The 21,022-nt window shown below is 63.1% G+C and carries 20 protein-coding genes and 1 pseudogene; 11 read left to right on the plus strand and 10 right to left on the minus strand.

Annotated features, from left to right (window positions below; genetic code table 11):
- Window positions 1–54: 54 nt before the first annotated feature.
- Window positions 55–540 (plus strand): hypothetical protein, encoded by a 486-nt coding sequence (locus INQ47_RS00755; protein WP_274144325.1) that lies wholly within the window; start codon window positions 55–57, stop codon window positions 538–540.
- Between the two features lie 7 nt (window positions 541–547).
- On the opposite strand, the gene INQ47_RS00760 is transcribed toward INQ47_RS00755, so the two are convergent.
- Together INQ47_RS00760 and INQ47_RS00765 are read right to left on the minus strand one after the other, a co-directional pair.
- A complete protein-coding gene (locus INQ47_RS00760) occupies window positions 548–1,543 on the minus strand; it encodes a D-2-hydroxyacid dehydrogenase family protein (protein ID WP_404700789.1) in 996 nt (331 codons plus the stop codon).
- A gap of 159 nt (window positions 1,544–1,702) precedes the next feature.
- The gene (locus INQ47_RS00765) at window positions 1,703–2,602 is read right to left on the minus strand and encodes a LysR family transcriptional regulator (protein ID WP_404700790.1); all 900 of its coding nucleotides are present in this window, start codon (window positions 2,600–2,602) and stop codon (window positions 1,703–1,705) included.
- 94 nt (window positions 2,603–2,696) lie between these two features.
- On the opposite strand from INQ47_RS00765, the gene INQ47_RS00770 reads away from it, so the two are divergent.
- Window positions 2,697–3,872, plus strand: a complete 1,176-nt coding sequence (locus INQ47_RS00770; protein WP_404700791.1) for an MFS transporter — start codon at window positions 2,697–2,699, stop codon at window positions 3,870–3,872.
- A gap of 52 nt (window positions 3,873–3,924) precedes the next feature.
- On the opposite strand, the gene INQ47_RS00775 is transcribed toward INQ47_RS00770, so the two are convergent.
- Window positions 3,925–4,548 (minus strand): glutathione S-transferase family protein, encoded by a 624-nt coding sequence (locus tag INQ47_RS00775; protein WP_404700792.1) that lies wholly within the window; start codon window positions 4,546–4,548, stop codon window positions 3,925–3,927.
- 197 nt (window positions 4,549–4,745) lie between these two features.
- On the opposite strand from INQ47_RS00775, the gene INQ47_RS00780 reads away from it, so the two are divergent.
- Complete coding sequence (locus tag INQ47_RS00780; protein WP_404700793.1) at window positions 4,746–5,048, plus strand: DUF3077 domain-containing protein; 303 nt, start codon at window positions 4,746–4,748, stop codon at window positions 5,046–5,048.
- A 79-nt stretch (window positions 5,049–5,127) separates the two neighbouring features.
- Window positions 5,128–5,850: a hypothetical protein gene (locus INQ47_RS00785; protein ID WP_404700794.1), complete on the plus strand. Its 723-nt coding sequence runs from the start codon at window positions 5,128–5,130 to the stop codon at window positions 5,848–5,850.
- 75 nt (window positions 5,851–5,925) lie between these two features.
- On the opposite strand, the gene INQ47_RS00790 is transcribed toward INQ47_RS00785, so the two are convergent.
- From INQ47_RS00790 to INQ47_RS00800, 3 genes and pseudogenes are all read right to left on the minus strand, one after another.
- The gene (locus tag INQ47_RS00790; RefSeq protein WP_404700795.1) at window positions 5,926–6,477 is read right to left on the minus strand and encodes a WYL domain-containing protein; all 552 of its coding nucleotides are present in this window, start codon (window positions 6,475–6,477) and stop codon (window positions 5,926–5,928) included.
- Window positions 6,478–6,838: 361 nt separating this feature from the next.
- Window positions 6,839–7,064: pseudogene (locus tag INQ47_RS00795) on the minus strand (NAD-dependent DNA ligase); the annotation flags it as partial.
- Window positions 7,065–7,293: 229 nt separating this feature from the next.
- The gene (locus INQ47_RS00800) at window positions 7,294–8,718 is read right to left on the minus strand and encodes a PLP-dependent aminotransferase family protein (RefSeq protein WP_252459977.1); all 1,425 of its coding nucleotides are present in this window, start codon (window positions 8,716–8,718) and stop codon (window positions 7,294–7,296) included.
- A 325-nt stretch (window positions 8,719–9,043) separates the two neighbouring features.
- On the opposite strand from INQ47_RS00800, the gene INQ47_RS00805 reads away from it, so the two are divergent.
- Entirely contained in the window at window positions 9,044–10,456 is a 1,413-nt protein-coding gene (locus INQ47_RS00805; protein ID WP_021783155.1) for an amino acid permease, read from the plus strand.
- A gap of 3 nt (window positions 10,457–10,459) precedes the next feature.
- Here the strand turns inward: INQ47_RS00805 and INQ47_RS00810 are convergent, their stop codons facing one another.
- A complete protein-coding gene (locus INQ47_RS00810) occupies window positions 10,460–10,639 on the minus strand; it encodes a hypothetical protein (RefSeq protein WP_404701224.1) in 180 nt (59 codons plus the stop codon).
- A gap of 114 nt (window positions 10,640–10,753) precedes the next feature.
- On the opposite strand from INQ47_RS00810, the gene tam reads away from it, so the two are divergent.
- Window positions 10,754–11,530 (plus strand): trans-aconitate 2-methyltransferase, encoded by a 777-nt coding sequence (gene tam, locus INQ47_RS00815; RefSeq protein WP_021783153.1) that lies wholly within the window; start codon window positions 10,754–10,756, stop codon window positions 11,528–11,530.
- Here the strand turns inward: tam and INQ47_RS00820 are convergent.
- Window positions 11,520–11,891, minus strand: a complete 372-nt coding sequence (locus tag INQ47_RS00820) for a DUF2784 domain-containing protein (protein ID WP_404700796.1) — start codon at window positions 11,889–11,891, stop codon at window positions 11,520–11,522. The two genes, tam and INQ47_RS00820, sit on opposite strands and share 11 nt — an antisense overlap.
- A gap of 156 nt (window positions 11,892–12,047) precedes the next feature.
- Window positions 12,048–12,917 carry a LysR substrate-binding domain-containing protein gene (locus tag INQ47_RS00825; protein WP_252459974.1) on the minus strand — a complete coding sequence of 290 codons (870 nt, stop codon included), beginning with the start codon at window positions 12,915–12,917 and terminating at the stop codon, window positions 12,048–12,050.
- Window positions 12,918–13,160: 243 nt separating this feature from the next.
- On the opposite strand from INQ47_RS00825, the gene INQ47_RS00830 reads away from it, so the two are divergent.
- The 5 genes from INQ47_RS00830 to INQ47_RS00850 all read left to right on the plus strand — a co-directional run bounded on the left by INQ47_RS00830 (window position 13,161) and on the right by INQ47_RS00850 (window position 19,341).
- Window positions 13,161–14,477: an MFS transporter gene (locus INQ47_RS00830; RefSeq protein WP_404700797.1), complete on the plus strand. Its 1,317-nt coding sequence runs from the start codon at window positions 13,161–13,163 to the stop codon at window positions 14,475–14,477.
- A gap of 14 nt (window positions 14,478–14,491) precedes the next feature.
- Window positions 14,492–15,883: an FAD-dependent oxidoreductase gene (locus INQ47_RS00835; protein WP_404700798.1), complete on the plus strand. Its 1,392-nt coding sequence runs from the start codon at window positions 14,492–14,494 to the stop codon at window positions 15,881–15,883.
- Between the two features lie 97 nt (window positions 15,884–15,980).
- Window positions 15,981–16,694 (plus strand): YebC/PmpR family DNA-binding transcriptional regulator, encoded by a 714-nt coding sequence (locus INQ47_RS00840; protein ID WP_252459969.1) that lies wholly within the window; start codon window positions 15,981–15,983, stop codon window positions 16,692–16,694.
- 138 nt (window positions 16,695–16,832) lie between these two features.
- Window positions 16,833–17,777: a LysR family transcriptional regulator gene (locus INQ47_RS00845; RefSeq protein ID WP_252459967.1), complete on the plus strand. Its 945-nt coding sequence runs from the start codon at window positions 16,833–16,835 to the stop codon at window positions 17,775–17,777.
- 151 nt (window positions 17,778–17,928) lie between these two features.
- Complete coding sequence (locus tag INQ47_RS00850; RefSeq protein ID WP_404700799.1) at window positions 17,929–19,341, plus strand: DOPA decarboxylase; 1,413 nt, start codon at window positions 17,929–17,931, stop codon at window positions 19,339–19,341.
- A gap of 67 nt (window positions 19,342–19,408) precedes the next feature.
- Here the strand turns inward: INQ47_RS00850 and INQ47_RS00855 are convergent, their stop codons facing one another.
- Window positions 19,409–20,782 (minus strand): MFS transporter, encoded by a 1,374-nt coding sequence (locus INQ47_RS00855; RefSeq protein ID WP_252459964.1) that lies wholly within the window; start codon window positions 20,780–20,782, stop codon window positions 19,409–19,411.
- Between the last annotated feature and the right edge of the window lie 240 nt (window positions 20,783–21,022).

The raw sequence follows: 21,022 nt of genomic DNA on the forward strand, positions 1-21,022 counted from the left end.
TAATGTCATTTTGATAGCTTCTCGCCCCTTACCGCAGTATCCGGATAGTGATTGATGAACCAGCTACATGAACACGGCACCCTGACTCCGCTTGCCGAGGCGAATGGGAACACGATGCACGAGCCCCAGCATGAGGCAGACGCGTCGGCCCAGCAGGCCCCCGGGCATGACGCACTGCAGGCCAGTATCGAGGCGCTGAACAAAAAGCTCGTGGCAACTACCCTGGCCCGTGTGCAGAAGGAAGGGGCGATTCGCAAGCACCTTGAGCAGTGCCAGCAGCAACTGGCCGCCAGCAATCAGGCTCGGGAGGGGCTGTCCATCACGGTGACAACGGCGCTGAAGAAGCTCGCGCTGGCAGCGAGCACCCAGGCAGACCGTGTGGACAGTGTGGAGGCGCGCTTGACCGGCCTGGCTGAGCGCCAATGTAAATGCGTGGCGCAGTCAGCAGCCGGTTGGCCCGCGTATCTGGAACGTCATGGAGTGTCGTTGGTCGCCTTGGCCGTGGCTGTGTTTACGCTGGGGCTGCACCTGCTTGGGTAGTGCAACCTCAAGGCCGCACTGGGTTCAAGCGTTGAAGTGCCAAAGCTTGCGGGTTGGCGACGTTCTTCGGCACCCCTTCGAAAAACGCCAGCACATTGTCGAAGGCGTCACCGAAGTACAGCTCGTAGCCGTTCTTCTCCACATACCCCAGGTGGGGCGTACTGAGTACACGTGGGTGGCGCAGCAGTGGATGGGCCGGGTCGAGTAACGGCTCTTCCTCATAAACATCCACCGCCGCGTAGCCCGGCCGCCCGGCATCCAATGCCTGCAGTAATGCGCCCGGTGCAATCAGTTCCGCGCGGCTGACGTTCACCAGCAAGGCGTCGGGCTTCATGTGGGACAGGTCGTCGAAGGTCACCCCATGGCGTGTCTGATCCGAAAGGCGCAGGTTCAGGCTGACAATATCCGCCTCGGCAAAAAAAGCCTCACGCGAGGCGGCAGCAGCGTGGCCATCGGCTTTGGCTGCGGCGCGGCTGTTGTCGCTGCCCCACACCAGCACGGGCATGTCGAAGGCCTGCGCATAACGCGCCAGGCGCTGGCCGATCTTGCCATAGCCCCAGATGCCCAGCGTCTGCCCGGCCAGCGCCTGGCCCAGGTTGACCTGCCATTGGCCTTGGCGGAAGGCATCAATGGCCGGCACCAGTTGCCGGCGGGCATTGAGGATCAGCGCCCAAGCCAGTTCGGCAGGCGCTACCGGCGATCCGCGTCCCTCGGTCACGACAATGCCACGCGCGGTGCAGGCAGCCAGGTCGAGGTGGCTGGACACCTTGCCGGTCTGGCTGATCAGCTTGAGGTGGGGCAGGCGGTCGAGCAAGGCGGCGTCGATGCGTGTGCGTTCGCGGGTGAGTACCAGGGCGTCGGCATCGGCAAAACGTGCTGCAAGTTGCTCCAGCGTGGCAGGCGGGTGCTCATGAAGGACGCTGACAGCATGCCCGCTCAGCTTGCCGAAGCAATCGAGCGTACGGATTACATCTTGGTAGTCGTCGGGAATGACAATGCGCATGGTGGTCTGGCCCGGGCGGTACAGGGAAGCGTCGAAGATAACCTAACGGGGGGTATCGGTGTCAGATCAGGCTGCAGTCGCTGCACATCAGCACCGGCTCTGCCGCCCAGTGATGCAACCGCCATGCATTGGCGGCCCTGTCGCGACACGAGGCCGGCTCTACTGGCCACCAGATAGCTGCTCCACCAGAAAGTCCACAAACACCCGCACCCGCGCCGGCATCGCCGGGCCGCCGACGAACACCGCATGAATCGGTTCCCGATCACCAGGGTTGTAAGCCTCCAGCAACGGCACCAGCTGCCCGTTGGCCAGGTCATCGGCCACGGTAAAGGTGCCGATACGCGCCACGCCGGCGCCCAGCCTGGCCAGTTGCGCCAGCGCCTCGCCACTGCTGCATTCGATATTCCCTTTAACCTTCAGTGAGAACGTATGCCCGTCGCGGTGAAACGGCCAGTCGGGCATCGCGCGGCGGAAGTTGAAGCGCAGGCAGTTGTGCCGGGCCAGGTCTTCAGGTGCAAGCGGGGTACCGTAGCGTTGCAGGTATTCGGGTGAGGCCACCACTACCTGGCCGGTCTCGCCAATGGCGCGGGCGCTCAACGAGCTGTCCGGCAGATGACCGAAGCGCAGCGCCACGTCGGCCTGGCCGCTGAGAATGTCGGCCACCTCGTCGCTGAGGGTCAGGTCAACCAGCACTTGCGGGTAGCGTGCGCTGAAGGCCGCCAGCAGCGGCACTACGGTCAACCGGGCATGGCCCAGCGCAGCGCTGACCCGCAAGCGCCCGCGTGGCACGCCTTGGTCAGTGATGGCTTCTTCCACTTCGAGCATGTCCGCCAGCACCCGCCGTGCGCCGCGCAGGTAGGCCTCTCCCTCGGGGGTGAGGGTGAGCGCCCGGGTCGTGCGCAGTAGCAGGCGGGTACCCAGGCGCTGTTCGGTGCGGGCGAGAATGCGGCTGACCGCCGAGGGCGTCAGGCCTAGCGCTCGGGCGGCAGCAGACAGGCTGCCCGCTTGCGCCACCTTGGCAAAAATCTCCATCTCGCCGGATCTGCCACTGAAGTCCATTTGTGCCTCTCAAGCAAAGGTGGTTCGCAAAAATGCAGTCTAGTGCGCATTTTAAACGGATCGTAGCATTTGCGGCATAGATAAGGAGCTTGCCATGCGTATCAATCCACCTCTTGTCGCACTCGCCATCGGTGCCTTCGGCATCGGCGTTACAGAGTTCGCCCCCATGGGCATGTTGCCCAGTATCGCTACCGACCTTGGCGTTTCCATCCCTGCTGCCGGGCTGCTCGTCAGTGCCTATGCCATCGGCGTGCTGATCGGCGCGCCGCTGATGACCCTGGCCACGGTAAAAATCCCACGCCGTTACCTGTTGATCGGGCTGATGGCCATTTTCACCTTGGGCAACCTGATGTCGGCCCTGGCCAGCGACTACGCCAGCCTGCTGGTGGCCCGCGTGGTCACTTCACTCAACCATGGCGCCTTCTTTGGCATCGGCTCGATCGTCGCGGCCAGTGTGGTGCCGCCCGAGAAGCGCGCCGGGGCCGTGGCTGCAATGTTCATGGGTTTGACACTGGCCACCATCGGCGGAGTGCCGTTGGCGACCTGGTTGGGTGAAATGCTGGGTTGGCGCACGGCGTTCTGGGGTATTGCCGGGCTTGGCCTGGTGGCGATGACCACACTCTGGTACGCACTGCCCAATGTTGCGTCGCCCAAGGGCGAGGGTGCCATGGCCGAGATCCGTGTGCTGGGCCGCAGGCCGGTTCTGGCGGCATTGTTGCTGACCGTGGTGGGTTCCAGCGCCATGTTCACGGTGTTCACCTACATTGCGCCGATCCTGCAGCATGAAGCGGCGGCGTCCACCCCTTTCGTGACGGCCATGCTGGTGCTGTTCGGTGTCGGCCTGACCTTGGGCAACGTGTGGGGCGGCAAGGCGGCGGACCGCTCGATCGATCGCACCCTGATCCTGTCACTGGCTGGGCTGATTGCCGTGCTGCTGGTGTTTCCGCTGGTACTGGACTGGCCATTGCCGACCGCCCTGGCGATCCTGGTTTGGGGGGCGGCCAGTTTTGCCCTGGTGCCGCCGCTGCAAATGCGGGTAATGGAAGCGGCCAAGGATGCACCCAACCTGGCCTCGGCGGTGAACATTGGCGCGTTCAACCTGGGCAATGCGATCGGTGCGGCGCTGGGCGGCGCGGTGATCAACGCGGGGCTGGGCTACCCGGCGATTTCCCTGGCGGGGGCTGCGATGGCGGCGCTGGGGCTGGTGTTGGTGCTGCTGTTTGCCTGGCGGGGGCGAGGGAGGGTAGCTGCGCGGCAGGTTGCGCTGTAACAGGCCGGAACCTTGGGGCGCTTTGCGCCCCTCGACACACTTCCTGGCGGTACTACGGAGTACCGTTTCGGCCATGCAAGTGATAGGCAGGGCGCTCGCTGAGTCGCTCGTAATAATCGCGCACAGCAGGCAGGTGCGGGTGCTCGAACGGCGTTTCGAACCAGCGGTTGACCGACAGGCCGATAGGGATGTCGGCCAGGGTGAACTGGCTGCCGGTCACATAGGCACCGGTGCTGGCCAGTTGGCGGTCGAGGATGCGCATGTAGCGTGACCACTCGGCACAACCGGCAGCCAGTGCTTGCGGGTCCTGGTGAGCGGGTGAGTGCCTGACCAGCGACATGAACGCGTAGCTCCATGAGCGGTTCAGGTCCGAGGCCTGCCAGTCGATCCACTGGTCGATCCTGGCCCTCGCCTGAGCCTCGCCGGGATAGAACGCGGTGGCGCCGTAGCGGTTGGCCAGGTAGCGGATGATGCTGTTGGATTCCCACAGGGTGAAGTCGCCGTCCTGGATCACCGGGATCATGGCGTTGGGGTTCAACGCGAGGAACTCGGCGCTGTCAGTGACCTTGAAGCCAGAGCCCCAGTCTTCGCGTTCGAATGCGATCTCGAATTCGGCACAGGCCCACATGACTTTTCGCACATTGATGGAAGAGGCTCTTCCCAGTATCCGCAGCATGGTGTTCGTCCTTGTGTGGGGGAAGTTGATCGTCCGCCACTGCCGGGGGCGGGTCAAGGGGCTGAGCGGTGGCTCGGCGCTCCCTGTGCAGGATTCTTGTAGTCCATTTCCTAAAGTGACCGTTTCCACGCCTTTGTCATTGTAATGGGGTAGGCAGCGGCCTAGCCTCTGCACGCGCCTAACCTTGAGGAATGGACATGGACAGCGAAACGCTGAAAAACAGCAGCAAGCCCTCTGTCGTGCGTGCAGCGAGCCGCTTTGGCAATAGCGATGCCGAACTGGTGCAAATGAAACCGCAGCTGCCAATACGCACCGCACTGATGGAAGCTTCGGGCATCATGGGCTGCATCACCGAAATCACTCGCAAGGCCATCGACAGGCCTGACGACCGCCAGGTGATGATTAAGGCCACGTACTACCTGGCCGGGATGGCCAAGTCACTGATCGACGGCCAGCTGCTGCAGATACGTCAGGCGCGCGAAGGCGAGGGCGAAGCCTAGCCAGGCTTGCCTGGGGGGCGCGAACTTGGCACCCTTGGGCGGTTTTTATCGTCTGTAACACGACAGAAGGAAGCATGCATTGAGCTGGGACAAGGTGGGGAAGCTTCTCGTCGCCGTGCTGATCGGCCTGATGGTCCTGTTGGCCGCCTACGCGTTACTCAGGGGCAATCCACGCCTTGAGGCGTCACTCACCTATGCCTACCTCACTTACCCCAGCCAGTTCAGCGAGCGAATCAGCAAGGCCAGCGAGCAACTGAAGTACGAGCAGTTGCAGGGGCAAATCAACGGTATCGTTCAAGGCCAGCTGGGCCATGATCAGGTCGAGCGGCTCATCGAAATGGCGCAGGCACCTTATGCTCAGCTGTTCGCCAAGCCTTTCGAGGCCGGGCTGGTCGACCACCGTACCGGCCTGCTGGTCGAACTGCACAACAGTGGTGATGCGCAGGTTCGGCAGGTGAAAATCCGCCTGCCAGCCAAGGGCCTGGTGCAGGTGCGTGATGCTGCCGGCAACGACACGCTGCTGGAAACCCCCACCGCCCAGGTTGATATCCCGGCCATCGAGCCAGGTGGCACATGCAAGGTGTGGGTGTATTTCGATGCCGACTACTCGCAGATCCGCCATGGTGGGGTCAGTATCAGCCATGCCGATGGTGAGGCCCATGTGCAGGTGTACCGCGAGGTCATCGGTTTTCCGGCTATGGTGGCCCGTTACAGTCGTGAGCTGATGATACTGCTTGGCATTCTGGCGGCCAGCGTACTGGGCCTGGCTTATGCCTGGCTGGCACGTCGTGACCCGCGGTAAAGCGACCTGAGCCATTCAGGCGTCGCGTTTTGGCGATGCCGTAGCGTATCCCGGAACCTACTGACGCCGTTGGCGTTATTGCTTACAGCTCTCTCCATCATGCAGCGCCAGGCTCTGGCGCAATTGTTCAATCATGGCCGCGCGCAGCGCCTGCGGGGCCTGGATGCGGATCGAACCCGCCTGGGACAGTAGCCAGCCCATCAGCGCACGGTTGTCGTCGACGGTGGCCACCAGCGCGGCACCGCCGCTAGCCTGCGGCGTCAGTTGCATGTCGAGGGACAGTGGTGACTGTTCCAGGCGGCGGGCCAGCGCGTCATCGACCCAGGCATACAGTACAACGTGTGCCGGGGGCGCAAGTGTGTCGGGTTGCAGCTGCTGCGCTTCGCCCAGGCTCAAGCCCGGTTGCCAGTACCAGCCATAAGGCATGCCTTTACTGTTGCACTGTAGCGGGAACAGTGCGGCAAGCTCGACCAGGTCGCGCTCGACGGTGCGTTTGCTGGTGGTATGGCCCACGGCTGTCAGGGCAGCCTGCAACTGGGTGGAGCTCATTCCCGGGTGGCGGCCGGGCAGTAACTTGAGCAGTTGCCACTGGCGGGCGATGGTATGGCGGGTCGGGTGGCTGGGCAAAGGGTTCGTCCTTGAAGACAGGCACCAAGCCTGCCTGGGTAGTGGCGTTTAGCTATTGCTCAGCATACCTTTTCCAGGAATGGGATCCAAGTTCCCGGACGCGCTCTTGGCTTGAGGCGTGTCACTGTCTTGCCACAACTACCAATCCCACAAAGGCTCGCTCCCACATGGTACGCGGACCGCTTGCGCGCTGAGTTTTCTGCGCGACTGCGCAGTCCAAGGGGTTGGGCGATGTCCCACAAAGGCCTCGTCTATCGCGTCGAAGACGAGCGTATCGTTGTAGTGGGTGGTATCGGTTGGCAAGCGCGAGCGTAGCGAGGTCTATCGATCTGCTTAGAAGCGGTGAACGCCATCATGGTCATCAACCAAGCGCCGCACGCTGCCAATGCGCCTCGCTTACAATCGCAATGCTCGCACCCGCTTCCCTGATTTCCACTGCTTTCTTGATCTTCGTGCCATAACTGCTGTGCAGCCACTGCTCGTTGCCAATACTGCCAATGACCAGATAGTGGATCTTCTTGCTCACCCCCCGCGGCGATTGAACCCCCACGTTCGACTACCAGTGCTTCGCATGCCTTGCGAGGCCCCATTCCTTTGTTGTCCGGTTAGTTATGGAGTCATCTGAATCAAGCGTCATGCGCTACTGGTAAAAAAGCCAGGTGTTATTTCACCTTGCCATTGCGCCCCGCGAGCCTCCCCCGGAGGCATGGCTGGAAATGATGAGGTGCAGCGGGGAACCTTCGATATCAAGGAACAAACAAGGCGGACAGCGGGCCCTCACAGGAAGGTGTGGCCCAAAACTGATGTGGAGCGGCCTTACATCCCGCCCCGCCGCACATGCTTCACCAGCACCTTCTCCAACAACTCCCACATCGCCGGGTCCGTACTGAACGCCACGTTGAACCGCATCCACCCGGTCGCCTTGGCGTCGACCATGAACAACTGCCCAGGGCCTAGCATGATGCCTTTCTCCAGCGCATCGTCCAGCAACGCGGCACTGTCGGGAATCGCCGGGTGGCGGGTCCAGATGTACATGCCTTCATCCGACTCGGTGAACAGTTCGAAGCCCAATCGATGCAGATGCCGCCCAACTTCCTGATGCGCCTCGGCCAGGCGCTGGCGCAGGCGCTTGAGGTGCTTGCGCCAGCGCCCGTCGATGATCGCCGCATACACCACGCGCTCCATCACCTGCGAGGTGGTCAGGCCTGAGCGCATCTTCAGGTGCAGCAGTTTTTGCATCAGCTCGGGGTTGGCCAGCATGTAGCCGACCCGCACGTTGGGCGAAATGCTCTTGGAATAGCTGCCCACGTACACCACCTGCTGCAGATGGTCGAGGCTGGCCAGGCATGGCTGCGGCTCGGCGACCATGTCGGCGTACAGGTTGTTCTCCACCAGGCGGAAGCCATGCTGGCTGGCAAGCTGCAGCAGGCGGTGCAACTGCGGCAGCGGGGTGCGCGAGCACGTCGGGCTGTGCAGGTGCGGCTGGGTGAAGAACGCCGTCGGGCGGTGGTGGGTGAGCAATTGCTCCAGCTGGTTCAGGTCGTAGCCGGCCGGTGTACGTGGCACGCCTACCAGGGTTGCGCCTTGGGTGCGCAGGATGCTCATGAGGTTCGGGTAGCCGGGGTCGTCCACCAGCACCACATCGCCTGGGCGCACCAGTGTGCGTGCGGCCAGGTCCAGGGCCTGGCTGGCGCCGTGGGTGAGCATCAGCTGTGCCGGGTTGGCGACGATCGACAGCTCTTGCTGCAGGTTCTGGGCGGTCAGCGCACGCAGCTCCATCAGGCCCATGGGGTCGCCGTACCCGGACAACTCCAGCGGGCTGCCGGCCACCTGGCGCAGGCCGCGGCGCAGGCCGTCTTCGTACATCCAGTCGTTGGGCAGCCAACCGCACCCCGGCTTGTAAGGCAACTGGCGGATTTCGAAGATCTGCTGCAGGTACCACTCGGAGTTGAACATTGGTCGACTGGTGTCGGCCTCGGCGTTGTGCTGCTCCAACAGGTCGCCCGCCGCACGGTTGACGAAGAACCCCGCATTGCCACGGCTCACCAGCAGCCCTTGGGCGACAAGGCGGTCGTAGGCTTCGACCACGGTGAAGGTACTCACCGAATAGCTTGCGGCAAAGGCGCGGATCGACGGGACCTTGGCGCCTGGCTTGAGGGTTTGGTTGTCGATCAGCTCGCGCAGCCCATCGATGATCTGGTTGACCAGCGGGGTAGAGGAGTCTGGATGTAATTCGAACATTCGGGGCCTTCAGGGTGCGTATCGCCTGGCGTCTGCAGGGTGTACTGCATGGGCGACCTATACAGTGCAGTGCGAGATTCATGCCACTGTGCATGGCTCTCTGCGTCGGACATTTTTACATTAGGTGCCGGATATCGCCACATAAAGCATGTTCAGTTCGCCTCAGGCAGTCGCCCTGGGGCGCGTCAGCAGGCCGCCATGGAAGGTCTGCGTGTGTTCGTTCACACCATCCTGCCCGCATTAGCACTGATGTACAGGTGAAATCGCCAGCCATCGGGGTTTCACAGTTTTCCTTGGATAAAAAGAAGCACGGGGTACACAACTGATGGACGCAACATCCACAACCACCACCGCGAAAAGCGGGCACGAGAGCAAGCTCAGTGCCTCGCTGAAGTCGCGCCACCTGACGATGATGTCTATCGCCGGGGTTATTGGCGGCGCCTTGTTCGTCGGTTCCGGCAGCGTGATCCACAGTGCCGGCCCAGCCGCTGTCCTGGCCTACCTGGCAGGCGGCATCCTGGTGGTGCTGATCATGCGCATGCTGGGTGAAATGGCAACTTCCTCGCCTGACACCGGCTCGTTCTCAACCTACGCCGACCGCGCCATTGGCCGTTGGGCCGGTTTTACCATCGGCTGGCTGTACTGGTGGTATTGGGTCATCCTCATGGCCTGGGAAGCCTATGTGGCGGGCAAGATCCTGCATGGCTTCTTCCCCGACGTTAGCGTCAACGTGTTCGTGCTGGCCACGACCCTGTTGCTGATCACCGTCAACTTCTTCAACGTCAAGCACTACGGTGAGTTCGAGTTCTGGTTCGCCTTGATCAAGGTGATTGCGATCGTCTGCTTCCTGATCGTGTGTACCGCTGCCGTGATGAACATCTGGCAGTTCGGTGAAGTGCGTGGCATCAGTCACCTCACCGCCGAAGGCTTCATGCCCAATGGCATCACCACGGTGATCGGTGCCTTGCTCGGGGTGATGTTCGCCTTCCTCGGCGCCGAAATCGTCACCATCGCCGCTTCCGAAGCCAAGGACCCGGCCGCGCAGATCGTCAAGGCAACCAACTCGGTGGTCTGGCGTGTGTGCCTGTTCTACGTCGGTTCGATCTTCCTGATCGTCTGCCTGGTACCGTGGAACGACCCGCACCTGGGTGTTTCTGGCTATGGCGCTTACCGCCGTACCCTGGAACTGCTGGGCGTGCCGTATGCCGAGCTGCTGATGAACTTCGTGGTGCTGACTTCGGTGAGCAGCTGCCTGATCTCTGGCCACTACACCGCATCGCGCATGCTGTTCTCCCTGGCCCAGCGTGGCGACGCGCCGTCGTTCTTCAAGATCACCCGCGCCGGTACCGGTGTACCGGTGTACGCGATCATGGGTTCGTGCGCCGTGGCCGTGGTGTGTGCGTTGATCAACTTCAGCGAGACCCTGCGCCCGAAAGACGTGCTGGACACCCTGATGAACACCACCGGCATGATCGCCCTGCTGGTGTACCTGGTCATCGCCTTCTCGCAACTGCGCATGCGCCGCAAGCTGATTGCCCAAGGCAAGGAAGTACGCCTGAAGATGTGGCTGTTCCCGTGGCTGACCTACCTGGTGATCGCGTTCATCGTGGCTGCCCTGGTCACCATGGCCTTCATGCCTGACTATCAGATCCTGGTCATTTCCACCGGTATCGCTGCGGCGGTCGTGGTGGCGATGGGTGTGGTGCACCAGATCCGCTCTGGTAGCAAGCAGCACTAAGCGTTACTCGCGTCTGGAAACGGCCGGCTCCCTTGGGGACCCGGCCGTTTCGCGTTGTTGGGCCTGGGTTTTTTCTGCGGGCATGTGGAAACGCTGGTTCATCCATGGTGAACCGAGCAGGGCGGCCGCGGCGATCAGGGCCAGGATGGCGAGGGCGATGTAGGTCTTCATGGGCGAGCGCATGGAAGGACTGACTTCAAGCATAGGTGATCAGTTCCGGTGTTATCCCTTCGCAACCGTCCCGCTGGGCGACAGATGGCATATGCTAGACACATTGCCCGCCCAAAGGAGCCGCACATGGCCTGGTCCGCCACCCAGTATTCCCTGTTCGAAGATGAACGCACGCGCGCTGTACGCGACCTGATTGCCGCCATCCCGCCACGGCCGGTGCGCCACGCCACTGACTTGGGGTGCGGCCCCGGCAACTCGACCGAGGTGCTGCTGCAACGTTACCCCGACGCCCAGGTGACGGCACTGGACAGCGACCCGGACATGATCGACAAGGCCCGTGAGCGCAAGCGGCTGTGCATCCCGCGTGTGCGCACGGTCATTGCCGACATTGCCGGCTGGACTGCCCCCGAGCCGCAGGACCTGATCCTGGCCAATGCTTCGCTGCAATGGGTACCTGACCACGCCTTGCTGTATCCGCACCTGGTGCGCCAGCTCAGCGAAGGCGCCAGCCTGGCCGTGCAGACCCCGGACAACCTTGACGAACCGGCCCACCGGCAGTTGCGCGAAATCGCAAGCCAAGGCCCCTGGGCGGCGAAGTTCGCCGACTTGCAGCTGCCGCCACGACACAACGCGGCGTTCTACTATGACTTGCTCAGCCCGCTGTGCGCACGGGTGGACGTTTGGCGCACCACCTATCATCACCCGTTGATGGGGGGCGCCGAAGCGGTGGTGGAATGGTTCAAGGGCTCGGCGTTGCGGCCTTATCTGGCCAGGCTTGATGAGCAGGAGCAGGCTGACTTCCTGCAGATGTACCTGCAGGCCATGCAGCGCGATTACCCGCCAGCCTCTGATGGCAAGGTCCTGTTGCCCTTCCCGCGGTTGTTCGTGATCGCTACCCGCTAGGACGGCGCCAGCACCAGGCCACGTAGCCGTAGATGCCGAGGTTTAGTACCAGCACGAGGGTGCCCAGCAGCAGCTGGGTCTGCGGGGTGAGGCCGGCGGGGTAGATCAGTGGCCAGATGTAGTGCTCGACGAAACCGCCCCGGTAACCTGCGTCACCGGCGGCATTGCGCATGCGGTTTTCCCAGGTGGTGAGCGGGCAGCCCAGATGCAGGCATTCCACCCCCAGGCCCCAGGCCAGGGCCGGCAGGTGCAGCAACAGGGCAGGGCGCCAGCGCAGCACCAGCAGGCCGCCGAACAGCACCAGCAGAATGAAGGCCAGGTGCAGCAGCACCAAGGTGTCGGCGGCAAGGCGGTAGAGCATGGGTGAGTGCCCACGGATTGAGGTTATCCCAGCATAGTTGGGTTGCCTGAACTGGCCCCTTCGCGGGCTCGTCCGCTCCCACAGCTTCATCACAGATTGCGGATACTGCGCAGGACCTGTGGGAGCGGGCGAGCCCGCGAAAAGGCCAGCACAGGCCTATACCCTTTCCTCGACCATCTGCAGGAAAGTCGCCACCACCCGGCGCGTACGCTGCTCGCTCAGGCACACCAGGGTCTCGGTCAAATGCCGCTGGCAATCCACTATCGGCAACGCACACACCCGCGCATCGGCACCAAACTCCGCCGCCGACACCACGCCCACACCAATCCCTACCACCACTGCTTCACGCGCCGCTTCCCGGCCCTCCACCTGGATCGCTGCGCGTATCCGCAACCCGGCGCGTTGCATTTCTTCTTCCAGTGTCTGCCGCGTCACCGAGCCGGGCTCGCGCAGCACCAGTGGCGTGTCGTCCAGGTCGGCCAAGCTGATCGAGCCGCGGCTGGCCCATGGGTGGTGGTGGGAAACGAACGCCACCATCGGGTCACGACGCAGCGGCAGGCAATGCAGGCGCTCATCGTCGACATCCCGCCCCAGCAGGGCCAAGTCGGCCTGATAGCTGAACAGCCGCGCCAACGATTCGTCGGTGTTGCCGGTTTCGATCTTCACCTGGATCCCCGGATAGCGCTGGCAGAAGCGGGCGATCTGCGGCAGCACGTGCACCGGCGCATCCACTGCCAGCACCAGGCTGCCGGTCTGCAGTGCACGCGAGTCATGCAGCAGCTCCTGGGCTTCGGCCTCGCAGGCGAACAGGCGCTGGCTGATGCCCAGCAGCCGCTCGCCAAGGTCGGTGAGCTGCACCGAGCGTTTGTTGCGGTGGAAAAGCAATACGCCGAAGCGCTCCTCCAGTTTGCGCACCTGGTCGGACACCGCAGGCTGGGTAAGAAACAGCTTTTCGGCGGCGCGGGTAAAGCTGCCGTGCACGGCCACCGCGTGGAAAGCCTTGAGTTGGGCGTGGGAAACCGACATGACGACCTCAGTAACAAGCTGGGCTTATGTGTGTAATACGATAAATCGATTTTATTTATCTTACAGCAACTGTTTCCATGGATTTCAGCCCGACGCTGGCACCACGAATGCCGCCAGGGCGATGGTGCCTACTCGGCGCCACCTGACCCGATGACAGCCTCGTCATCGCTGTGCGTAACACAAGAACAAGACAGGCGTTTCTTCACATTCTGCCGGCACACTTGAGCAAGAGGTCAGACTTACATGAATCATTCCCTAGCCGCGTTCAAACGCTGGCGCATCCAGATTTTCGCCATCACCTGGCTGGCTTACGCCGCCTTCTATTTCACCCGCAAAGCCTTCTCGGTGGCCAAGCTGGGCATCGCCGAAGACCCAGGTTTCATGCTCGACAAGGCCGCCATGGCCAACCTGGACGCCATCTACCTGGCCGCCTATGCCGTGGGCCAGTTCACCTGGGGCATGCTTGCCGACCGCTTTGGCCCACGCGTGGTGGTGCTGGGCGGGTTGTTGATCTCTGCGGCGGCGGCAGTCGTGATGGGCAGTTATGCAACCTTCCCGATCTTCGCTACCTGCATGCTGGTACAGGGGCTGGCGCAATCCACCGGCTGGGCCGGCTTGTGCAAGAACATCGGCAGCTTCTTCCCGGCTTCGCAGCGCGGGCGGGTGCTGGGTCTGTGGAGTTCCTGCTATGCCTTCGGCGGCCTGGTGGCCTCGCCGTTCGCAGGATGGTGGGCCTACACCCTGGTCGGCACCTGGCATGCGGCGTTTTTCTCCAGCGCGGTAGTGGTGGCGCTGGTGGCGGTGCTGTTCTTCTTCCTGCAGCGCAACAAACCCGAGGACGTCGGCTTGCCGGCGGTTGAGCCCGAGCCGCAAAGCATGGCCCCGGCCGACAACCTGTGCAGCGTGTGGGCGCCACTGCGGGAAATCCTGCGCAACCGCACGGTGTTGACCCTGGGCCTGGCGTACTTCCTGCTGAAGCCGGCGCGCTACGCCATTTTGCTGTGGGGCCCTGTGATCGTCTTCGAGCAGATGCCCTCGGTCGGCAAGGTGGGCGCGGCAATCATCCCGACCGCTTTCGAACTGGCCGGGCTGCTTGGCCCGATCATGATCGGCCTGGCCTCGGACAAACTGTTTGGCGCCCGGCGCATGCCGGCCTGCGTGATCAGCCTGGTGCTGCTGACCGTGACACTGGCGTTGTTCATGGCGGCCATGCACACCGGCAGCGTGCTGCTGGTGGTGGCCTTGCTGTTCGTCATGGGCCTGACCCTGTACGGGCCAGACTCGATGATCAGCGGCGCGGCGGCCATTGACTTCGGCACCGCCAAGGCCGGCGCCACCGCAGCAGGTTTCGTCAACGGCTGTGGGTCGGTGGGCGCGGTGCTGGGCGGGCTGCTGCCAGGTTATTTCGACGGCGTCACGGTGTTCATCGTGTTCGCTGGCTGCGCGCTGTTCTCGGCGCTGGTGTTGCTGCCGCACTGGAACAGCCGGCCGGCCATCAGCCCGCAAGGCACCGACGTGGCACCGAACACCAGCATGGCAATCAAGCCACTGCGTACTTAAAGGAAAGCGAGCGAATGAGACCCTTCTGGCTGCAACAGGCCCTGGATTCGGCGCAGGAGGCGGTATGCCCGCCGCTGCAAGGCGATACCCGTTGCGATGTGTGCATTGTGGGCGGTGGCTATACCGGTCTGTGGACGGCGCTGATGCTCAAGGAAGCGGTACCGGCCCTGGATGTGGTGCTGATCGAGGCCGACATCTGCGGTGCCGGTGCCAGCGGCCGCAATGGGGGCTGTGCGTTGTCCTGGTCGGCCAAGTACTTCACCCTCGAACGCCTGTTCGGGGGGGCGGAGGCGGTGCGGCTGGTGCGCGAGTCGGAGCGCAGCATCACAGACATCGGTGTGTTCTGCGCAGCCAATGGCATCGACTGCGACTTCCGCCTGGACGGCACGCTGTACACGGCCACCAACGCAGCCCAGGTCGGTGCCACCGACGCGGTGATCGCCGCGCTGGAGCACAAGGGCATCAACTCGTTCCGCCGCTTGCCGCTGGAGCAGGTGCAGCGCCTGGCCGGTTCGGCACGGCACCTGGAGGGCTGGTTCTCGCCGGCCGCCGCCACCGTGCAGCCGGGCAAACTGGTGCGCGGTCTGCGCCGGGTGGCCTTGCAGCGCGGCGTGCGCCTCTACGAAGGCACCGCCATGACCGGCCTGGAGCACGGTGCCCCGGTGCAGGTACGCACGGCCCACGGCACGCTGCGCGCCGACCGTGTAGTGCTGGGCCTCAATGCCTGGATGGCGCGCGTCTTTCCGCAGTTCGAGCGCAGTGTGGCGATCGTTTCCAGCGACATGGTCATTACCGAACCGTGCCCCGAACTGTTGCGCCAGATCGGCCTGGACAGCGGGATCAGCGTGCTCGACTCGCGTATTTTCGTGCACTACTACCACAACACCTCCGATGGCCGGCTGATGCTCGGCAAGGGCGGCAACACGTTTGCCTATGGCGGGCGCATGTTGCCGGTCTTCGACCAGCCGTCGCCGTATCGGCGGTTGCTGGGCGAAAGCCTTGGCGGCTTTTTCCCGGCCTTGGCCGAGGTGCCACTGGCGGCCAGCTGGAACGGGCCGTCGGATCGCTCGGTGACCGGCCTGCCATTCTTTGGCCGGTTGGACGGGCAGGGCAACGTGTTCTACGGCTTCGGTTACTCCGGCAGCGGCGTTGGCCCGTGCCACATGGGCGGGCAGATTCTTTCGTCGCTGGCGCTGGGGCTGGACAACCCGTGGACCCGGTCGCCGCTGGTCAAGGGGCCGCTGGGGCTGTTCCCGCCCGAGCCGATCCGCTACCTGGGCTCGCTGATGGTGCGCAATGCCATCCGCCGCAAGGAGCAGGCCGAAGATCGTGGTGTGCGCCCACGAAGGCTGGATGTGCGGTTGGCGCGGTTTGCCGCGGCGGCGGGCAAAGCCGATAAAGGCTGATGAGATTTCTTGTCGATCCCAGGCTCGAGGGCGTATAAAATGCACCCACTTTTGGCCGGTCGCTTCCTGAACCGGCCGCTGAAACAAGAGAGTCGACATGGGCGCACAGTGGAAAGCCAAACATAGAGAAACAGCGGCCAATGCCAAAGGCAAGATCATGGGCAAGCTGTCCAAGGAAATCCAGATCGCGGCCAAGTCGGGTGCCGATCCCGACATGAACCCGCGCCTGCGCCTGGCCATCGTGCAAGCCAAGAAGGCTTCGATGACCCGCGAGACCCTGGATCGGGCAATCCGCAAGGGCGCAGGCCTGGACGGTGATGCCGTGCAATACCATGCGGTGAGCTATGAAGGTTTCGCACCGCACCAGGTACCGCTGATCGTCGAGTGCCTGACCGACAACATCAACCGCACCGTCGCGCAGATCCGCGTGCTGTTCCGCAAGGGCCAGCTGGGTGCCAGCGGTTCGGTAGCGTGGGACTTCAACCATGTAGGCCTGATCGAAGCCACGCCTGCGAGCGCTGACGCTGATCCGGAAATGGCTGCGATCGAAGCCGGTGCCCAGGACTTCGAGGAAGGTGAAGAAGAGGGCTCGACCCTGTTCATCACCGACACCACCGACCTGGACGCGGTGCAGAAGGCCCTGCCGGAGCATGGCTTCACCGTGACCTCGGCGAAGATCGGCTACACCCCTAAAAACCCGGTAAGCGCGGCCAGCCTGAGTGCAGAAGCACTGGCTGAGGTTGAAGCGTTCCTCGAAGCGATCGACGAGAACGATGACGTGCAGAACGTCTATGTTGGCCTGACCGAGTAACAGTCCGGGCCGCGTTGCGGCCTGTTTTGGGGGCAAGCCCGCTCCCGCAGGTTTTTCACGATGCTGAACGATGTGAGAACCCTGCGGGAGCGGGCTTGCCCGCGAACAGGCCCTTGAATTTCACCGCAGGGAGCCTGCATGAACCCCACCTTCGCCTCCCTCAGCCTCGCCCACCTGCGCACCCTCGACCACCTGTTGCAGCTTAAAAACCTCAGCCACGCGGCCGAGCGCCTGGGCGTCAGCCAATCGGCCCTGAGCCGGCAGCTGGCCCACCTGCGCGAAGCCTTCGATGATCCGTTGCTGGTGCGCCAAGGGCGTGGTTATGTGCTTAGCGAACACGCCGAAGCCCTGGTCGAGCCTTTGCGCCAGGTGCTCGAAGAACTGCACGCGCTGCGCCAACCTGCCGTATTCGACCCGGCCCGCTGCGAGCGGCGCTTCTGCCTGGCGGCCTCGGACTATGTAGCCGAGCACATGCTGCCGTTGCTGGTCACTGCGCTGGAGCACGAAGCGCCCGGCGTATCGCTGGAGTATCGCACCTGGCAAGCCGGCCAGTATGCCTTGCTGGCCAGTGGCGAAATCGATCTGGCGACCACCTTGTTCGACGAGTCGCCGCCCAACCTGCACGGACGGCTGTTGGGTGAGGACCGCGCGGTATGCCTGATGCGCCAGGATCACCCGCTGGCCGCGCAGGCCGCGCTCAGCCAGGCCGACTACCTGGCGTACAAGCATGTGCGCATTTCGGGCGGTGGCGACAAGGACAGCTTCATCGATCGGCACTTGCGTGCACAAGGCCTGCAGCGGCGGGTCAGCCTCGAAGTGCCGTTCTTCTGCGCCACGGTACAAGTGATTGCCAACAGTCAGGCCGTGGCCACGGTCCCCGAGCACATCGCCCGGCAACTGAGCCGTTTGCATGACCTGGCCTGGCGACCACTGGGCTTCATCGACCACAGCCAGCGGTACTGGGTTGTGTGGCACCAGCGCCTGCAGGCCTCGGCCGAGCACCGCTGGTTGCGTAACCGGGTATTCGAGTTGTGGCGCCAGTCGCAGTTTGGTGTGCAGGGCGGGCATGCAGGTTCGCCATAGCAGCTATGCGGGAAGCGGGGTTATTCGGCCGGGGATAGGTGCCTAGACTGGGGGCATTGTGTTGATTGTGCGGCTTCTTCGCGGCTGTAGGAGCGGGTTTACCCGCGAAAGGGCCTGCACAGGCAATGGATAACCCTCCAGGAGAGCTAGCGTGACCCCCGAACAATTTCGCCAGTACGGCCACCAACTGATCGACCTGATCGCCGACTACCGTCAGACCGTCGGCGAGCGCCCGGTCATGGCCCAGGTCGAGCCTGGCTACCTCAAGGCGGCCTTGCCGCAAACCGCGCCCCGCCAAGGCGAACCCTTCGAGGCTATCCTCGATGATGTCAACCAGTGGGTCATGCCCGGCCTGTCCCATTGGCAGCACCCGGACTTCTATGGCTATTTCCCTTCCAACGGCACCCTGTCCTCGGTGCTGGGTGACTTCCTCAGTACCGGTCTGGGTGTGCTGGGCCTGTCGTGGCAATCCAGCCCGGCCCTCAGCGAACTGGAAGAAACCACCCTCGACTGGCTGCGCCAGTTGCTCGGCCTGTCTGGCCAATGGAGTGGCGTGATCCAGGACACCGCCTCGACCAGCACCCTGGTGGCGCTGATCAGCGCCCGTGAACGCGCCACTGACTACGCCTTGGTACGCGGCGGCCTGCAGGCCGAAGCCAAGCCTTTGATCGTGTATGTCAGCGCCCACGCCCACAGCTCGGTGGACAAGGCTGCACTGCTGGCAGGTTTTGGTCGCGACAATATCCGCCTGATCCCCACCGACGAACGCTATGCCCTGCGCTCAGAGGCACTGCAGGCGGCGATCGAACAGGACCTGGCTGCCGGCAACCAGCCCTGCGCCGTGGTTGCCACCACCGGCACCACGACGACCACTGCCCTCGACCCGCTGCGCCCGGTGGGCGAAATCGCCCAGGCCAATGGGCTGTGGTTGCACGTAGACTCGGCCATGGCCGGCTCGGCGATGATCCTGCCCGAGTGCCGCTGGATGTGGGACGGCATCGAGCTGGCCGATTCGGTGGTGGTCAACGCGCACAAATGGCTGGGTGTGGCCTTCGATTGCTCGATTTATTACGTGCGCGATCCGCAGCACCTGATCCGGGTGATGAGCACCAATCCCAGCTACCTGCAGTCGGCGGTGGATGGCGAGGTGAAGAACCTGCGCGACTGGGGCATTCCGCTGGGTCGTCGGTTCCGCGCCTTGAAGCTGTGGTTCATGTTGCGCAGCGAGGGTGTCGACGCATTGCAGACGCGGCTGCGGCGTGACCTGGACAATGCCCAGTGGCTGGCGGGGCAGGTCGAGGCGGCGGCGGAGTGGGAAGTGTTGGCGCCAGTACAGCTGCAAACCTTGTGCATTCGCCATCGACCGGCGGGGCTTGAAGGGGATGCGCTGGATGCGCATACCAAGGGCTGGGCCGAGCGGTTGAATGCGTCCGGGGATGCCTATGTGACGCCGGCTACACTGGACGGGCGATGGATGGTGCGGGTTTCGATTGGTGCGCTGCCGACCGAGCGGGGGGATGTGCAGCGGCTGTGGGCACGCCTGCAGGACGTGATCAAAGGCTGAAGCCTGTACGGTACATGTGTGAGCGGGCTTGACCGCGAAGGGGCTGCAAAGCAGCCCCTGCAATCTATCAGTGACTCACTGCCTGAAAGCTACCTTTACGGCTGGCTTCATAGGCTGCCTTTTCCATCGGCTTGGCCTCTGGGTTGCCCAGGTCTTCCATCGCCAGGCGGTGGGTTTCCGGGGCAATGTAGGCCGCCAGGGCGCACACGCCGGTAATGAAGAAGGCCAGCCCACCAACTACCAGCGGAATGTTGTCCGAGCCAGGTGGGGCAACCATTGCGAACAGCGCGGGCAGCATGGCGGTCAGCATGGTGCCGATGTTCTGCGCGATGGCCATGGCCGTAACGCGGTAGCGGGTGTGGAACAGCTCTGGGTAGAAGCTTGGGAATACCGCGTTGTAACCCTGGTAAACCATGCCCCACATGACGATCGAGGCGGCGAACGCCATTGGCACGTTCTGGATGCTGATCGCATACAGGTAGACGAAGGCCAGCAGGCCTGAGCCCAGACAGCCAGCGATCATGGTCGGGCGGCGGCCTATCTTGTCCGACAGGTTGCCCACGAACGGGATCACCAGCACCGCGACGATGTTACCGACCACCGGAATCCACAGGTAGACGCTCTTGTCGAAGCCGATGCCATACGCCGGCTGTACCGCGTAGGCCGCACCGAAGATGGTGGCCACGACCGGGATCACGTTCATCAGAGCCATGAACATCACCAGCACCATGTGCTTCCAGCTGTGGCGGAAGGCTTCGCTGATGGGCGACTTGACAACCTTGTCCTGTTTCTCTTCTTGAACGAACGCTGGGGTTTCGTGCACTTCCTTACGGATGATGAAGCCGGCAATCAGCACGAAGGCGCTCATCAGGAACGGAATACGCCAGCCCCATTCAGTAAAGGCTTCGCTGGGCATGAAGTAAGCCAGTGGCAGGAATACCGCCGCCGCCAGTACCTGACCCGCTTGCACACCTTGCAGGGTGAAACTGGCGTAGTAGCCTCTTCGGCCAAACGGCGCGTGCTCCATGATCATGGAACTGGCACCCGAAATTTCCCCGGCCACGGCAAAGCCCTGTATCAGGCGCAGCACAACCAGCAAGGCCGGTGCGAGGTAGCCGATGTCGTGGTAGGTGGGTAGCAGGCCGACAGCCATGGTCGACAGGCCCATCAGGAACATGCACAGCAGCAGTACGTTCTTGCGACCGCGGGTGTCACCCCAGTGGCCCAGTACGAAGGCGCCGACCGGGCGTGCCAGGTAGCCCACGCCATAGGTGGCCAGCGAGGCAATGATGGCCATTTTCGGGTCGGTGTTGGGGAAGAAAATCTGCGGGAAAATCAGCGCAGCGGCCTGGGCGTAGATGAAGAAGTCGTAGTACTCGAGTGCCGAGCCTATCCATCCACTGGCGGTCGCTTTCTTTGCTTGCGAGCTGGAGTGAGCCATCGTTGTCTCCGTTGTTATTGTTGTTTGCGCAGGTTCCGCCAGAGGTTATGCCAAGGCAGGAGGCAACGGTCGGTGTGCCTGCGTCTGTGGTCCATGTTGACCACGGGGCCGCGGTCTAGCAATTCGCTAAAACGGGTTTTGTGCGATAATCGAACGCAAAACTAACCATTCCGTACAAAGAGATTGAAGCGTCGACTTTACCTGCGAATAATCGATCGTGCCATAAACTGTGACAGGGTT

It is taken from the genome of Pseudomonas sp. 3HC3, assembly GCF_044904505.1.
GTDB classification, from domain to species: Bacteria; Pseudomonadota; Gammaproteobacteria; order Pseudomonadales; family Pseudomonadaceae; genus Aquipseudomonas; species Aquipseudomonas putida_Y.

Excerpts from the sequence above, each read along its gene's own strand:
- INQ47_RS00855 (WP_252459964.1), bottom strand. The coding sequence starts at position 20,782 with ATGGCTCACTCCAGCTCGCAAGCAAAGAAAGCGACCGCCAGTGGATGG.
- INQ47_RS00805 (WP_021783155.1), top strand. The coding sequence starts at position 9,044 with ATGGACGCAACATCCACAACCACCACCGCGAAAAGCGGGCACGAGAGC.
- INQ47_RS00830 (WP_404700797.1), top strand. The coding sequence starts at position 13,161 with ATGAATCATTCCCTAGCCGCGTTCAAACGCTGGCGCATCCAGATTTTC.
- INQ47_RS00765 (WP_404700790.1), bottom strand. The coding sequence starts at position 2,602 with ATGGACTTCAGTGGCAGATCCGGCGAGATGGAGATTTTTGCCAAGGTG.
- INQ47_RS00820 (WP_404700796.1), bottom strand. The coding sequence starts at position 11,891 with ATGCTCTACCGCCTTGCCGCCGACACCTTGGTGCTGCTGCACCTGGCC.
- INQ47_RS00835 (WP_404700798.1), top strand. The coding sequence starts at position 14,492 with ATGAGACCCTTCTGGCTGCAACAGGCCCTGGATTCGGCGCAGGAGGCG.
- INQ47_RS00800 (WP_252459977.1), bottom strand. The coding sequence starts at position 8,718 with ATGTTCGAATTACATCCAGACTCCTCTACCCCGCTGGTCAACCAGATC.
- tam (WP_021783153.1), top strand. The coding sequence starts at position 10,754 with ATGGCCTGGTCCGCCACCCAGTATTCCCTGTTCGAAGATGAACGCACG.
- INQ47_RS00760 (WP_404700789.1), bottom strand. The coding sequence starts at position 1,543 with ATGCGCATTGTCATTCCCGACGACTACCAAGATGTAATCCGTACGCTC.
- INQ47_RS00780 (WP_404700793.1), top strand. The coding sequence starts at position 4,746 with ATGGACAGCGAAACGCTGAAAAACAGCAGCAAGCCCTCTGTCGTGCGT.
- INQ47_RS00840 (WP_252459969.1), top strand. The coding sequence starts at position 15,981 with ATGGGCGCACAGTGGAAAGCCAAACATAGAGAAACAGCGGCCAATGCC.
- INQ47_RS00810 (WP_404701224.1), bottom strand. The coding sequence starts at position 10,639 with ATGCGCTCGCCCATGAAGACCTACATCGCCCTCGCCATCCTGGCCCTG.
- INQ47_RS00755 (WP_274144325.1), top strand. The coding sequence starts at position 55 with ATGAACCAGCTACATGAACACGGCACCCTGACTCCGCTTGCCGAGGCG.
- INQ47_RS00775 (WP_404700792.1), bottom strand. The coding sequence starts at position 4,548 with ATGCTGCGGATACTGGGAAGAGCCTCTTCCATCAATGTGCGAAAAGTC.
- INQ47_RS00845 (WP_252459967.1), top strand. The coding sequence starts at position 16,833 with ATGAACCCCACCTTCGCCTCCCTCAGCCTCGCCCACCTGCGCACCCTC.
- INQ47_RS00825 (WP_252459974.1), bottom strand. The coding sequence starts at position 12,917 with ATGTCGGTTTCCCACGCCCAACTCAAGGCTTTCCACGCGGTGGCCGTG.
- INQ47_RS00770 (WP_404700791.1), top strand. The coding sequence starts at position 2,697 with ATGCGTATCAATCCACCTCTTGTCGCACTCGCCATCGGTGCCTTCGGC.